Source organism: Enterobacter cloacae complex sp. I1M, assembly GCF_014982425.1.
Lineage (GTDB): Bacteria > Pseudomonadota > Gammaproteobacteria > Enterobacterales > Enterobacteriaceae > Enterobacter > Enterobacter intestinihominis.
Genome location: NZ_JADCLG010000031.1, coordinates 49,847 through 66,489 on the forward strand (window position 1 = coordinate 49,847; position 16,643 = coordinate 66,489).

The window sequence follows — 16,643 nt, forward strand, 5'->3', positions numbered from 1 at the left end:
CCGTCCGGCAATACCAGCCCGGGCGTTCAGGTCACGGCACCGGATTCAACCGCGCCGGCTGCCCCCGAGATTGTCACCGTCAATGATAACGTGGGCACCGAAGCGGGCCCGCTGAGCAACGGACAACGCACGGACGATGCACGCCCGACGTTCAGCGGCATCAGTGAAGCTGGCACCGTTATTACCTTCTATGACAACGGCAAGCCGATCGGCACCGCCACGGCCGATGCTACCGGGAAATGGAGCTTTACCCCGTCGACCAACCTGTCTGAAGGAAACCACGCCATTACCACCACCGCGACCGATGCGGCAGGCAATACCAGCCCGGCGTCCACGGCCGTGACCTTCGTGGTGGATACGGTCGCACCAGGCGCCCCGGCCATCACCGGCATGACCGACGACGTTGCGCCCAATACCGGCGTGCTCGGAAGCGGAAGCACCACTAACGATCCGCGCCCGCAGCTCACCGGCACGGCGGAAGCGGGCTCTACGGTCACCATCTATGATAACGGCATTGCCATTGGCACAGCGGTTGTAGGCAGCAACGGAAGCTGGAGCTTTACGCCGTCAGTTAACCTGAGCGAAGGCAGCCACCAGCTTACCGTACGCGCCACCGACATCGCCGGTAACACCGGTCCGGCCTCGCCGGCCTTTACCGTAACGGTGGATGTCACCACCCCGCCGGTGCCGACAGGATTTATCGTTAACGATGACACCGGAGGGCTGAAAGGCACGATTACCGCCGGGCAGTTTACCGACGAGTCGCAGCCCCGCCTGACGGGCCGAGGAGAACCAGGCAGCACGATTACGGTTTACGATAACGGCGTTGCGATTGGCAGCACAACGGTTCTGCCGAACGGTACCTGGAGCATCACGCCGACAACGCCGCTGGCAGAGGGTGCACATTCGATTACCCTGCGCGAAACCGATGCGGCAGGCAACCAGAGCGGCATGTCTCAGCCGATCAACTTTACCGTCGATCTTACGCCGCCAGACATGCCGGAGGCGACGCTCAATTCGACAGGCACGCAAATCACCGGTACTGCCGAGCCGGGCAGCAAAATTGTCATCACCAACAACGCCGGGGTGCAAATCGGGACCGCCACTGCCGACAGCAACGGCAACTACATCGCCAACCTGAACCCTGCACAAGTGAACGGCGAGATCATCTCCGTGGTCGCCTCCGATGCCGCAGGCAACCAGAGTTCCCCGGCGCTGGTTAACGCAGCGGACATCACCGCGCCTGCCGCACCGGGTAACCTGGTGGTGGCGGAAGACGGGGCAAGCGTCAGCGGAACCGCCGAGCCAAACAGCACGATTATTATTAAAGCGCCGGACGGTACGATCATCGGCCAGGCCACCGCCGGTCCGGACGGCACCTTTACCATCCCGATTTCGCCAGCCCAGACCAACGGCGAAGCCCTTGAAGTGACGGCCACCGACGGCAGCGGCAACACCAGTCCGTCCGGCTTTGCCGACGCGCCAGACAGCACGCCACCGCTGGCACCGGAAAACGTGGTTATCTCTGCCGACGGCACCACGGTAACCGGTACAGCCGAGCCGGGCAGCACCGTCACCATTCGTGAAAATGGCGTTAAGGTCGGGGAAGCGGTCGCCGACGATCAGGGTAATTTCAGCGTTGATCTGATCCCGCCGAAAGCCAACGGCGAAGCCCTGACCGCAGATGCCACCGATACCGCCGGAAACACCGGCCCGACCGCGCCGTTTGACGCGCCGGACATCACCGCGGCACAAACCCCGGTCATCACAGGCGTGGAGGATGATGCGCTCGACGTCACCGGTCCTGTCAGCCAGAACGGTCTCACCAACGACAAAACCCCGACCATCAACGGAACGGGCGAGCCCGGCACAACGATCACCCTCTACAGCGGCACCACTGAAATCGGCACCGCAGTGGTTGGGCCTGACGGCCAGTGGTCCATCACGCTGGAAACGGATCTTCCCGACGGCGGGCACGTGCTGACGGCGACGGCGGTTGACGCCAACAATAACCTCAGCGGGACATCGAACACCTGGAGCATCACGGTGGATACCGCCGCGCCGGGCGCTCCAGCCATTACGCAGGTCATTGATGACGTACCGGGCCGCACGGGGCCGCTCGACAACAACCAAATCACCAACGACACGCTCCCGACGCTGAACGGTACCGGCGAGCCGGGCTCCACCGTGACGATCCGCCTGGACGGACAGGATATTGGTACTGCCATTGTGAATAACGGTGGCGCATGGACCTTCACGCCCACTACCGCATTAGGGAACGGGCAGCATACGTTCACCGTCGTCGCGAGCGATGCGGCCGGCAACACCAGCGCATCATCACCCGGCTTTACCTTTACCGTCGATACCACTCCGCCACCGGCAGCTACCCTTGACACCGTCTCCGATAACATCGGCACTGTGCAGGTTCCGCTTAACAGCGGGGATACTACCGATGACACGCTGCCGCAGCTGCAGGGAACCGCACCGGAAGGCACCACCATCACTATCTATGACGGGACCACCCTGCTCGGCACGGCCGTGCTTGACGGCAGCGGAGGCTGGAGCTTTACGCCAACCACGCCGCTGACGGACGGCCCGCATTCGCTGACGGTCCACGCGACGGATGAGGCGGGTAATACCACCATCTCGCCACCGTTTGAGCTGGCGATCGACACGACCGCGCCTGCAACGCCGGATATTCCTGAGATCACCGTGAACCCGGACGGCGCCACACCGGGGACGGCTCTGAATCCTGGGGAGACCACCCGCGATACCACACCAACCCTGAGCGGCTCGGGCACGCCGGGAGATACCGTAAGCATTTACGATGGCGCAACCAAAATAGGTGAAGCCGAGATCGATGGCGACGGTAACTGGAGCTGGACACCGGAAGATCCGCTCCCTGACGGCACCTACGATCTCTCCCTGACGGTGACCAATCAGGACAGCGCCGGGAACGAAAGCGCACCGTCCACGCCGGTGACCATTACCATTGATACCGACGCGCCGGGCCAGCCGGGGATCCCGACGGTGACAGACAGCGTAAGCCAGATCACCGGGCCAGTGGACAACGGCGGAACCACCAACGATCCGCGCCCGGTACTGAGCGGCACCGGTACGCCGAATGACGTCATTACCATCTATGACCAGGTGGGTACAGGCGAGCCGCAGGCCGTGGGCAGCGTCACGGTGGACGGTAGCGGTAACTGGAGCTGGCGTCCTGATAGCAACATTGGCGAAGGGACGCACCAATACACGGCGACCGCCACCGATGAAGCCGGCAATGAATCTCTGCCATCAACCGGTATCACGATAACGGTCGACACCCTCGCCCCGGATACCCCGCTCATCGGTTCCATTGGCGGCGCTCAGAATGGAGGCTCAACCAACGATAACACACCTGTCATTGGCGGAGGCGGCACGACCGGCGAAACGGTGATTATCTACAACAACGGCGTGGAAGTGGATCGCGTTGAAATCGCCAATGGCGAGTGGTCATACACCCTGCCGACACAAACCGATGGCCCGCTGAATATCACCGTCGCCGCGGTGGACGACGCGGGTAACCTGAGCCCGGTCAGCCCGGTCTTTAGCGTGACGGTCGATACGCAGGCACCGACCGTGCCGCAAATTGACGCCGTCTCTGACAGCCAACTGACTAACAGCGTGCTTTACACCCGCGACGGTACCCCAACCCTCACCGGGATTGGCGAGCCGGGTTCGAGCGTAACCGTTTCTGTTGATGGCACGCCGTCTCCGGTGGTCGTGGTGGTTCAGCCGAACGGGACATGGTCCTGGACAGCCGACCCCGCGCTTGCGGAAGGGCCGCACACCTTCTCGGTTGCCGCAAGTGACGCGGCGGGGAATACCTCCGCCAGCTCCGGCGATCTCAGCGTGACGGTGGATACGCTGCTTCCTGCAACGCCAACCAATATCACCATTGCCGCAGAGGGCACGCCGCTGACCGGTACGGCAGATGACGGAACCACGGTGACGGTGCGTGACGCCGGCGGCAATATCATCGGGACCGGGGTCGCGACGGGAGGCACCTTCTCCATCGCCCTCTCCCCGGCCCAACTGGATCCCGCGACGCTGACGCTGTTCGCCACGGACGCCGCAGGTAATGCAAGCCCGACAACCACCTTTGATGTACCGGACTCCCCGCTTATTCTGCCAGCGGTGCCGGTGATTACGGCAATCAACGATGACGCCGATCCCGTCACTGGCGATGTGAAAGATAAAACCACCAATGACACCACGCCTACCCTTACCGGCACCGCCGATCCGGGTAGCGTCATCACCATTTATCTGGATGGGGCGCTGGTTCCGCTGACCGAAATTGTTGCGGATACAGACGGCAACTGGAGCTACACGCCGCTACTGCCGCTCGCGGAAGGGCCGCACACCTTCGCCGTCACCGCCACAAACACCACCACCGGCGCGACCAGCGGGCAGTCGCCGATCGCGACTGTCACCGTCGACCTCACCGATCCGACCGCACCAGCCATCGGTGCGGTGACCGATGACGTAGGCCCGGTCACCGGCCCAATCGCTGACGGGCAGAGCACCAACGACAACCGTCCTACCCTGACCGGAACAGGCACGGCCGGGGACACCATTACGGTGTACGATGACGGCGACCCGCTGGGCACCGTTGTTGTCGGTCCGACCGGCACCTGGAGCTACACGCCGCCTGCGCTGGACGACGGCAGCCACACCCTGACCGTGACCGCCACCGACCCGGCAGGCAATGAGAGCGCTCCGTCGGCCGGGATCACCATTGTTGTCGACACCGTTTCCACCACGCCGGTAATTACCAGCGTGACGGATAACGCAGGGAATGCGGCAACGCCTGTCCCAAGCGGCGATCCAACCAACGACACTACGCCAACCCTGACCGGTAGCGCCGAGCCGAACAGCGTCGTCGCCATTTTTGATGGCGCTACGCAAATTGGTACGGTGGCAGCAGACGGCACCGGTGCCTGGACATTTACTCCTGAAACCGCCCTCGGCGAAGGGACGCATGACTTTACTGTCAGAGCGACGGATCCGCAGGGCAACGTCAGCCAGCCGTCCAACGCCTGGAGCGTCGAAATCGATCTGACTGCGCCACAGGTGCCGACGATCGTTACGGTCAGCGACAATGCCCCGGGAGGCACAACCGGCCCGCTTACCGCCGGGCAGGTGACCAATGACACCACGCCAACCCTCAGCGGCTCCGGCCAGGCGGGTACCATCATTCACGTGCTGAATAACGGCGTGGAGATTGGCACCACCACGGTCGACGGCAGCGGCAACTGGACCTTTACGCCGGATCCGGTACTGACGGACGGGACGTATAACCTGCGCGTTAACGCCAGCGATGATGTCGGAAACGTCTCCGCCAACTCGCCAGTGTTCGCCTTTACGGTGGATACCGCCGGGCCTGCGGCCCCGGTGGTTACCACGGTAATAGACGATGTCAGCCCGGGGACGGGAACCCTCGCCAGCGACGGCTCCACGAACGACACCCGTCCAACCTTCAACGGTACGGGGGAAGTGGGCGCAACGGTACACGTTATTGTCGATGATGTGGAAATCGGCACGGCGGTCGTCAACGCCCAGGGTAACTGGACCTTCACGCCGACCACTGAACTGGGCGAAGGGCCGCACGTTATTACCTTCAACGCCACCGATGCCGCAGGCAATACCGGGGTCACCTCACCACCGTTCAACCTGACGGTGGATACCTCGGTGCCTGAGGCACCGGTCTTTACCCCGGCCACTGACGATGCTGGTACCGTGCTGGGCCCGGTCGCCTCGGGACAAAGCACAGACGACACCACGCCAACACTGAACGGCACCGCGGCGGCCAACGCGACCATCACCATTTATGAAAGTGGCCGTGAAGTGGGTACCGCCGTGGCGGACGCAAACGGCGTATGGAGCTTTACCACCGGTACGCTGGCAAACGGCAGCCACACCTGGACCGCCACGGTAACCGATGCCGCGGGCAACGTCAGCCCTGCCTCACCAGGCTTTACGCTGGTGGTAGATACGGCTGCGCCTGTCGCGCCGGTTATCACCCAGGCGATTGACGACGTTGGCACCATCACCGGGGCAATAGGTTCCGGCCAGACCACCAACGATCCTCTCCCGCGTCTGGTGGGGACCAGCGAGCCGCTGGCCACCGTGAATATTTATGAGGGCACCACGCTGGTGGGCACCGGTACTGCCGATGCCGATGGCAACTGGACCGTCGATATCACCGTGCCGCTGGACAGTGGGTCACACACCTTTACCGCAGAAGCAACGGATCAGGCGGGTAACACCAGCACGTCGTCCGCCGACTTCAGCCTGACCATTGACACCACGCCGCCAGCGCTGCCGGTGCTGACCAGCATCACCGACGATGTCGGTAACGCCGCTGCGCCTGTCGCCAACGGCGGGTTAACCAACGACGCGCGGCCAACGATCACCGGTACGGCAGAAGCCGGCGCGACGGTCACCATCTTTGATAATGGGGTACAGATTGGCACCGCAGTCGCCACCGGCGGCGCGTGGAGCTTTACGCCTTCCACCCCGCTGGCTGACGGGCCGCATAATCTGACCTTCTCCGCCACCGACGCGGTGGGCAACGCCAGCGCGCAGACCGGCGGTTACACCATTAATGTGGATGCCACCGCCCCTGTCGCACCGGCAATCACCTCGATTGAGGATGATGTGGGGACCGTCACCGGACCTGTTACTGGCACCAACCCAACCAACGATACCCGTCCGACCTTAAACGGTACGGCAGAAGCCAATACCACCGTACGTATTTACGACGGCACGACGCTGGTGGGGACCGTCACTGCCGATGCCAACGGCAACTGGACGCTGCCGCAAACCAGCACCACGCTGACGGAAGGCGCGCATAACTTCACCGCAACCGCCACCGATGCCGCGGGCAATACCAGCGTGGCTTCACCGATTATCACGATTAACGTTGACCTGACGCCGCCACCAGCCCCAACCGGGCTGGCGGTGATCACCAACGGGACGCAGGTCACCGGTACAGCAGAAGCGGGAAGCACCGTCACCATCACCAGCAGCACCGGAACCGTGCTTGGAACGGCCGTCGCGGACGGTAGCGGAAGCTTCAGCGCCACCATCACCCCTGCACAGACCGCCGGTGAATCCCTGATCGTCTTTGCTACCGATAAGGCCGGTAACGCGGGTATCACCACCTCCGTGATTGCCCCGATCACCACAATCCCGAACGCGCCTGTTATCGCCAATATTGACGATAACGTTGGCACGGTGACGGGCAACCTGACCAACGGGAATACCACCGATGACACCACGCCAACCCTGAGCGGCACGGCGCAGCCGAACACGACCATCACCCTCTATAACAACGGGGTGCTGATGGGCACGGTCACCGCGAATGCCAGCGGCAACTGGAGCTTCACCACGCCGGTGCTGAGTGAAGGCCCGCATGCCTTCACCGCCACGGCGAGCAACGGCTCGGGCACCAGCCCGATTTCCACGTCGACCACCGTCATTGTCGATCTCACTGCGCCAACGGCTCCAACCGGGACCTTCAACGCAGACGGCAGCGTACTGACCGGTAGCGCTGAAGCGGGCAGCACCGTCACCATCCGCCTGGCGGATAATTCAACGGTCACCGCCACGGCGGACAGCAACGGTTCCTGGAGCTACACCTTCCTCAATAAACAGACGGAAGGTCAGACGCTGCAAATCACCGCCACCGATGCGGCAGGCAACGTTTCGCTGCCCGGCTCAGCCCTTGCGCCGGTGGTGCCGCTCTCTGCCAGCACCAACGCTGAAGAACTGGCGCTGACGACCACCGCCACGGTGACCAACTCGCAGTACAGCGACTATGGTTTCCTGCTGGTAGGCGCCTTAGGTAACGTGCTGACGCTGCTCGGCAACGACACCGCGCAGGTAGGTTTCACCGTCGGCAGCGGCGGCAGTGCGGATATTGCCGTGAACGCCAACGCCACGGGTGCCGTTCTTTCCCTGCTCAATACCCTTGAACTGGTGGTACAGCGCTTTGACGCCGCCAACAACACCTGGACCACCGTGGTCGATACCGGACAGCCGCAGTTCGCTGACCTGTTGACCCTCGGCGCGACGGGGGTGTCGCTGAACCTGACCGGGCTGGCGAATGGTCAGTATCGCGTCCTGAGCTACAACACTAACCTGCTGGCAACCGGCTCTTACACCAGCCTCGATGTGGCGGTGAAAGAGACCAGCGCAGGCACCGTGTCCGGCGAGACCAGCGTTGTCGGGAACGTCATCACTGACGTGGATCCAACCGCAGGCAGCGACAACGCCCCGGCGGGCACCACCGTCACTACGGTCACCAACGCCCAGGGCACCACCACCAGCGTTACGGCTGACGGCACGGTGATTCAGGGGCAATACGGCACGCTGACCATCAACCTGGACGGCAGCTATACCTATAACCTGACCAACACCAGCGCCGCCGTCATTGGCCGCACGGAGAACTTTACCTACACCATCACCCATAACGGCACCAGCGCCTCGGCAAATCTGGTTCTGTCGCTGGGCGAAGGCACTACCAGCAGCGGGATCGTGGCCGTGGACGATACCGCCTCGCTGACCTTCGACACCACCGTGGAGGCGATCAACAACGGCACCTCGTCGCAGGGCGGCTTTACCCTGGTGGGGATCAACCTTGGCAATACCCTGGGGCTGAACCTGCTGGACGATCTGGCCAACCCGATCATCTATAACGTGGAAGAAGGCACCACCCGCACCATGACCGTTCAGGCGTCCGTGGGCGGCGTCGCGCTGGCCTCGGTGTTCGACCTCTACATCTATAAGTTCAACAATGCGACGCAGACCTTCGAGCAGATGCGCGTTGAACCCGGCTGGCTGCGCGCGCCGCTGCTGGGCGGCACTTCCCCGCAGCTGACGTTGAACCTGCCCGCTGGCGAGTACCTGTTCCTGCTCAATACGGCGGCGGGGATCACCGCGCTGACGGCCTACACGCTGAACGTCTTGCAGGATCATGTCTACAGCGTGGCAAGCGTGAGCGAGAGCACGACCGGGGATGTGCTGGCGGATGATATTGCGCCAGCAGGTACCGTGGTCTCCGACGTTAACGGCGTGGCGGTGAACAGCAGCGGCCTGACGGAGATCACCGGAGAGTACGGTACGCTGCGGATCAACGCAGCCGGGGAGTACACTTACACCCTGGACAGCGGAGTCGGCGCTGACAGCATCAGCACCCCAGATACCTTCGTCTACACCATCACCGCGCCGAACGGCTCGAAAGACACGGCATCGCTGAACATCAACCCGACCGCGCAGCCAATGGACGCGGTGAACGATGTCAGCACGGCGATGGACGTGAACTCGGTGCACCGCACCGCCGCATACTCGGATACCACCGTCGGGTCGGCGAGCTGGAACGCCGCGCTGCTTGCCTCAACCCAGGGCAGCGGAAGCGGGACCTTCGTGGTGGATCCTAATACTGCACTGCATAACGTGGTTCTGTCGTTTAACGTCGCCTCGCTGCTGACCCTTACCGGGTTAACGGTCGACTGGACGCTGACCAACGGCACCACCACCCTCAGATCCGGCTCATTTAACGGCGGGCTGCTGCTGGGCGGCAGGGCGACGATCAACCTGACGGGCCTCGATCTGGAAGCGGGAACCTATACGCTGAACTATACCGGCAGAATGGGACCGCTGGGGGTGGGAAATATCACCGTTACCCCAAGCGTCACCGGGACCAGCTACTCCCTGTCGCAGTTTGACGCCACGGGCACCCACACCGTTGACGGCAATATCTTCGACGGCACCGGCTCCGCGGGCGCGATGGACCAGCTGCACTCGGTGGATACCCGTCTCAGCATTACCGGCTACGACGGCGTAACCAGCACGCTGGATCCTTACACCGGCAGCACGCAGGTAAACATCACGGGTCACTACGGCACGCTGGCGATTGCCGCAGACGGCAGTTACACCTACACACTCAACCCGGGGATATCGTTCTCTACCATCACCAGCAAGGAGGTCTTTAACTACACCCTGACCGACGCCAACGGCACCCGGGATACCGCCTCGCTGACCATCAATATGGCACCGAAATTTGTCAGTTCGGAACATAACGATGTGATTAGCGGCACGGCCTACGGCGACACGCTGATTTATCAGGTGTTGAACACTACGGCGGGTAACGCCACCGCAGGTAACAGCACGGGTGACCACTGGACGAACTTCTCCCTGTCGCAGGGAGACAAGATCGACATTGGCGATCTGCTGGTGGGCTGGAACGGTAGCGCGTCGACGCTGGGGAACTATGTCTCTGTTTCACAAAGCGGTAACAATACTGTGATCTCCATCGACCGTGACGGCACGGGAGCCGCCTACACTAAATCTACGCTCGTTACGCTGGACAACGTTCAGACCACCTACGACGAGCTTGTAAACCAGCAACACATCATTACCTGATAGCACCTGCAAGAAATGACCCGGGCGCGCACAGCGCCCGGGCATAAACAAAAAAGCAGTACTTTTTTATTAGGGACAAGACATGGGAAAGAAGATGCCTTACTGGTGGCTCTCGTGCTGCCTGATATCTGTGCCCGCTATCGCGGCAAACCCTGCGGCGATGATTAATACCGGACAATTAAGCGAAACGCAGGAACTCCCCTCTTTAAATGGCCGCGTGGCGCCCGTAGCCAGCAAAGCCGCCCCCGGCACGCTACAGCTGGATGAAGCCGTAAACCGCGCCGTGACCTGGCATCCGGCCATCAGTGAAGCCGTCGGCAAACTTTATCAGCAGAGCGAAAATGTGGACGTCGCCAAATCGAAATATTATCCGCAAATTAACGCCGGCATGGATAACGGCTATAGCCACGACGGCGACGATAATGGCTTTACCCCCTCGCTGGTGCTTTCGCTTTCGCAAATGCTTTACGACTTCGGCAAAGTCGCAAGCCAGGTGCGCGCCGAAAACGCGGGCGTCGCCCAGCAGCAGGCCAACGTGCTGGTGAGCATCGACACTATCGCCCACGATACCGCCATCGCTATGGTGCAGGTGCAGACCTGGCAGCAGATGGTCGAGACCGCTAAAGAACAGCTGGACGCCCTGACCTCCATCGGCACACTGACGAAGCTGCGTAATGACGAAGGCGCCACGTCGCTCTCTGACGTGGTGCAGACCGATGCCCGTATCGAAGGCGCGCGAGCGCAGCTGATGCAGTATCAGGCCAGCCTCGACAGCTCACGCGCCACGCTGATGAGCATGCTGGGCTGGGACGGCCTGAACGCGGTCAGCAACGAATTTCCGCAAAGTCTGGCCCGCAGCTGCGATATTGCCGAGCCGGACGATCGCCTGGTACCCTCGGTTTTAGCGGCCTGGGCGCAGGCCAACGTCGCGCAGGCCAATCTCGACTATGCCAACGCGCAGATGACCCCTACCGTCTCGCTGGAGCCGGAAGTCCGCCACTATCTTAACGACCGCTACTCAGGCAACGAAACGCGGGACCGCACCCAGTACTCCGCGTGGGTAAAAGTGCAGATGCCGCTCTATCAGGGCGGCGGCCTCACCGCCCGGCGTAACGCCGCCGGACACGCGGTGGAATCGGCCCAGTCCACCATTCAGCGCACCCGTCTTGAGGTGCGGCAAAAACTGCTGGAAGCGCGCAGCCAGGTGATGAGCCTGATGAGCACGCTTCAGATCCAGGGCCGCCAGGAAGCGCTCAGCGCCCGTACCCGCGAGCTGTATCAGCAGCAGTATCTCGATCTTGGTTCCCGCCCGCTGCTCGACGTGCTCAACGCCGAGCAGGAGGTGTATCAGGCGCGCTTTACCCAGCAGCAAACCGCCGGACAGCTCCGCCAGCTTCAGCTGAACTGTCTCTACCAAACCGGGCGCATACGTCAGGCGTTCGATCTTGAAAACCGCACCATCCAGACCGTGGAGATCCAGCCATGAAGCAACGCGATATTCCGCAGGGTGAAAACATGACGGATGAGGCGCTGGAGCAGTGGGCGCAGGCGTTTGGCTATGTGGCGACGCGCTATCGCGTTGCCTGCTCGCCAGGCTCGCTGATCGCGGGCGCGCCGTGGCTGAAAGGCAAACCGATGGTGCCCGCGCTGACGCAGCTCGCCCGTGAAGCCGGGCTGACGTTCCAGCTGCTGACGGCCGATCAGCAGTCCATTAACAGCTGGCGTCTGCCGGTGGTGGTAGAGCTAAACGACGGTAAAATCGGCGTGATCGATAATTTCGACGGCGAGGATACGCTTGAAGTCAGCTTTTTCGACGACAGCACGCACACCAACCGCCTGTCGATGAGCGCGATGCTGCCTGCCATCCGCCACGTCATCGCCCTGCGTCCGCTGGCGGCGCTGAAGGACAGCCGCGTGGACGCCTATATCTCAAAATACCGCCCGGACTGGCTCTACCGGCTGGTGATGCGCGACCTTCGCCCTTACAGCTGGGTGATGCTGGCGGCGCTGTTTATCAACGTGCTCTCCCTCTCCGGCATTGTCTTTTCCATGCAGGTGTATGACCGGGTGATCCCCGCCCAGTCCTACCCGACGCTCTACGTACTGACCATTGGGGTACTGATCGCCACGCTGTTTGGTTTTGTGCTGCGCGTGGCGCGCGGGCACATTATGGATCTGCTGGGCAAACGCTCGGATATGCGCGTCTCGGATCGGGTCTTCGGCCACGCGCTGCGGCTACGCCACAGCGCCATTCCGCGCTCCACCGGCAGCTTTATCTCCCAGTTGCGCGAGCTGGAGCAGATCCGCGAGATGGTCACCTCCTCCACCATTTCCACCATCGTCGATCTGCCGTTCTTTATCCTGTTTGTGATTGTGCTGGCGATCATCGCCCCGCAGCTGGCGTGGATCGCCCCGGTGGCGGCGGTGATCATGGTCCTGCCTGGCCTGCTGCTGCAAAAGAAGCTGGCGGAGCTGGCGAAGCAGTCGGCGCATGAATCTACCCTGCGCAACGCGGTGCTGGTGGAGAGCGTGCAGGGGCTGGAGGACATCAAGCTGATGCAGGCGGAGAACCGCTTTTTGCAGCAGTGGAACAGCTATATCCAGATCACCGCCGAATCCGGCCTGCGCACCCGCGAACTGACGCAGAACCTGATCAGCTGGGGGATGACCATTCAGAGCCTGGTCTATGCCGGGGTGATCGTGGTGGGCGCGCCGATGGTGATCGACGGCACCTTAACCACCGGTTCGGTGGTGGCCGCCTCGATGCTCGCCTCACGGATGATCGCCCCGATGGCGACGCTGTGCGGCGTGCTGGCCCGCTGGCAGCAGGTGAAGGCGGCCAAAGAGGGGCTGGACAGCATTATGCAGCTGCCGACCGAGAACCAGCGCGAAGAGACGCCGATCCGCCAGGACGTGCTGCGCGGCCACTATCTTTTCGAGCAGGCGCAGTTCCGCTATCACCCGGAAGATCCCCGCATGGCGCTGCGCATTAACCGCCTGGAGATCAAAGCGGGCGAAAAAGTGGCGATCCTCGGGCGCAACGGCGCGGGCAAATCAACCCTGTTGCAGGCGATGGCGGGCGGGATGGATCTGGCGGGCGGTGAACTGCGGCTCGACAACCTCAGCCTGCCGCATCTGGACGTGGCTGACGTGCGGAGAAACGTCGGCTTTATGACCCAAAACGCCCGGCTGTTTTACGGCACCCTGCGCGAGAACATCACGCTCGGCATGCCGCGCGCCACCGATGAAGAGATCTTCGAGGTGCTGGAGATGTGCGGCGCGGCCAGCTTTGTGCAGAAGCTGCCAAAGGGGCTGGATTACCCGATTATGGAAAATGGCGTCGGGCTGTCCGGCGGGCAGCGGCAGTCTATTCTGCTGGCGCGGATGCTGCTGCGCGACCCGAATATCGTGCTGATGGATGAACCGACCGCCTCCCTTGATGAACATACCGAGCGGGAATTTATTCAACGACTCGGGGCGTGGCTCGGCAACCGCACGCTGGTTGTCGCGACCCACCGCGTGCCGGTACTGGAGCTGGTGGAGCGCGTGGTGGTACTCAAAGATGGCATGCTGGTGATGGACGCGCCAAAAGCGCAGGCGCTGAACAACAGCCGTATGCAGCAACAGCAGCAGGCAACCGGACGGGAGTGGAACAATGAAAATCAATCAGCGTGACGTTGCCGCAGTAGAAGATCTGGATAACGCGCTCGACTCCGAAAGCGGTTATACCGGTGCCCGGCGCATCGTTTTCTTCTCCCTGCTGATGTTTGTGGTGCTCGGCGTCTGGGCGTGGTTCGGGGTGCTGGATGAAGTCTCAACCGGCACCGGAAAAGTGATCCCCAGTTCACGCGAGCAGGTATTGCAGTCGCTGGATGGGGGGATCCTCACTGAGCTGAACGTACACGAAGGGGATCAGGTGCAGGCCGGACAGGTGCTGGCGCGGCTGGATCCTACCCGCTCGGAATCTAACGTCGGCGAAAGCGCGGCGCGTTACCGCGCGTCGCTGGCCTCCAGCGTGCGCCTGTACGCCGAGGTGAACGATCTCCCGCTGAAATTCCCGCCTTCCCTGGCGAAATGGACCGACCTGACCGCCGCAGAAACGCGGCTTTACAACTCTCGCCGCGCCCAGCTGGAGGATACGCAGCGTGAACTTCGCTCCGCGTTAGCGCTCGCCAATAAAGAACTGGCGATCACTCAACGGCTGGTGAAAACCGGTGCCGCCAGCCACGTGGAAGTGCTGCGCCTGCAACGGCAGAAAAGCGACCTGGAGCTGAAGCTCACCGACGTGCGTTCCCAGTATTACGTGCAGGCCCGTGAAGCGCTGTCGAAGGCCAACGCCGAGGTGGATATGGTGTCAGCGATCCTGAAAGGCCGCGAGGATTCCGTTACCCGCCTGACGGTGAAGTCGCCGGTGCGCGGGATCGTGAAAAACATCAAGGTGACCACCATCGGCGGCGTCATACCGCCCAACGGCGAGTTAATGGAGATTGTGCCGGTGGACGATCACCTGCTGATTGAAACCCGCCTCTCGCCCCGGGATATCGCCTTTATCCATCCTAATCAGGAGGCGCTGGTGAAAATCACCGCCTACGATTACGCGATTTACGGCGGGCTGCACGGGGTGGTGGAGACCATTTCGCCGGACACCATTCAGGACGAAGCGAAGCCGGAGGTGTTCTACTACCGTGTATTCATTCGCACCAGCCAAGATTATCTGGTGAACAAGGCGGGCAGGCACTTTTCGATTGTGCCGGGGATGATTGCGACGGTGGATATTAAGACCGGGGAGAAAACGGTGCTGGATTATCTGATTAAGCCGTTTAACCGGGCGAAGGAGGCGCTGAGGGAGCGGTAGTCAAACGCCGGGTGGCGGCTTCGCCTTACCCGGCCTACACCGCTGTTCCGAGTGATTAGGATCCAACACACCTAACATGATCTCCATCACCAATCTGCTATAGTAGCCCAAATTCATTTTTCAGGAAGAAATCATGCGCCAACGAACCATTGTCTGCCCCATCATCCAGAATGACGGAGCCTACCTGCTATGTAAAATGGCCGACGATCGCGGTGTATTCCCCGGTCAGTGGGCACTCTCCGGTGGTGGAATGGAACCAGGCGAAACCATGGAACAGGCGCTGCGCCGTGAAGTCCGTGAGGAGCTGGGCGACGCGCTGGACATTATCGACGTCAAGCCCTGGGCTTTTCGCGATGACATCAGGGTCAAAACTTACGCCGAGGGTACCACCGAGGAAATTTATATGATTTATCTGATCTTCGACTGCATCAGCGCCAATCGGGATGTTACGTTTAACGACGAGTTTCAGGAGATCGCCTGGGTTTATCCGGAATCGTTAAGAGAGCTGGATCTCAACGAGGCCACGCGCATTACCTTTGCGCAAAAGGGCCTTCTTTAATCGCCCACTGCCCCGGCGTTTTACCGGTCCACGTTCTGAAAACTTCAATAAATGCGCTGACGCTGCTGTATCCGCACGAGAGCGCAATCCACCCCACCGGCTTCCCCGCCGCCAGCCACTCCATCGCCTGCATGACGCGCGCCAGCTGGCGCCAGTTGACGAAGTTCATCCCCGTCTCCGCGCTAAACCGCCGGTTGAATGTACGTACGCTCATCCCGGCACGGCTGGCATGGCTTTCCACCGTCTGATTATCATCGACGGATTGCAGCAGTTTCCTGACCACATTTTTCAGCCGGGGATCGGTCGGTACGGGCAGATAAAAGCGGACCTGAGACGCCAGAGCCAACTCCTCCAGCAGCAAGATGAGCTTTCGGGGATCGTATTCACTCCCGGCAACGCTTAAACGGGAAAACAGTGCATCGGTAAAATCGTCAGACTCGAAAAGCGTGGCCTCTTCCGGAAGCCCTTCACAATCGGCAGGGTCAAGATAGACAGCGCAACCTTCAATCGCGCTTTCCGAAAAGGCAGCGTGCTGCTGACCAGGCGGGATCCAGCCGATATGTTTTGCGGGTACCACCGAACGCCCCAGCGGCGTCTCAATCACCAGCAGCCCCGCAGCAATGCGCCAGAGCTGGCCGGCATGATGGCTGTGCCACGGTGTGTGATAGCCGCCGGGATGAACAAGCCTCTCAGTTGTCAGCATGAATTTGACCGAAAATCGTTATTCTTCGACTTATTACAGAAACTACGCCTTATGCT

6 protein-coding genes are annotated in these 16,643 nt (G+C 61.6%); 5 read left to right on the plus strand and 1 reads right to left on the minus strand.

The window, feature by feature from the left end; all coding sequences use genetic code 11:
• The 5 genes from INF86_RS18410 to nudI form a co-directional block, all read left to right on the plus strand.
• On the plus strand, nucleotides 1-10,470 hold a 10,470-nt coding region (locus INF86_RS18410), incomplete at its 5' end, for a BapA/Bap/LapF family large adhesin (protein WP_227414819.1).
• 82 nt (nucleotides 10,471-10,552) lie between these two features.
• On the plus strand, nucleotides 10,553-11,956 hold the full coding sequence (locus INF86_RS18415) for a TolC family outer membrane protein (RefSeq protein ID WP_022649108.1): 1,404 nt from the start codon (nucleotides 10,553-10,555) through the stop codon (nucleotides 11,954-11,956).
• On the plus strand, nucleotides 11,953-14,145 hold the full coding sequence (locus tag INF86_RS18420; RefSeq protein ID WP_058646218.1) for a type I secretion system permease/ATPase: 2,193 nt from the start codon (nucleotides 11,953-11,955) through the stop codon (nucleotides 14,143-14,145). The genes INF86_RS18415 and INF86_RS18420 overlap by 4 nt, the downstream gene beginning before the upstream one ends.
• Nucleotides 14,126-15,325 (plus strand): HlyD family efflux transporter periplasmic adaptor subunit, encoded by a 1,200-nt coding sequence (locus INF86_RS18425; RefSeq protein WP_022649110.1) that lies wholly within the window; start codon nucleotides 14,126-14,128, stop codon nucleotides 15,323-15,325. The genes INF86_RS18420 and INF86_RS18425 overlap by 20 nt, the downstream gene beginning before the upstream one ends.
• 133 nt (nucleotides 15,326-15,458) lie before the next feature.
• Nucleotides 15,459-15,884, plus strand: a complete 426-nt coding sequence (nudI, locus tag INF86_RS18430) for a nucleoside triphosphatase NudI (protein WP_063148626.1) — start codon at nucleotides 15,459-15,461, stop codon at nucleotides 15,882-15,884.
• On the opposite strand, the gene INF86_RS18435 is transcribed toward nudI, so the two are convergent.
• On the minus strand, nucleotides 15,856-16,587 hold the full coding sequence (locus tag INF86_RS18435; protein ID WP_063148627.1) for an AraC family transcriptional regulator: 732 nt from the start codon (nucleotides 16,585-16,587) through the stop codon (nucleotides 15,856-15,858). The two genes, nudI and INF86_RS18435, sit on opposite strands and share 29 nt — an antisense overlap.
• Nucleotides 16,588-16,643: the final 56 nt, after the last annotated feature.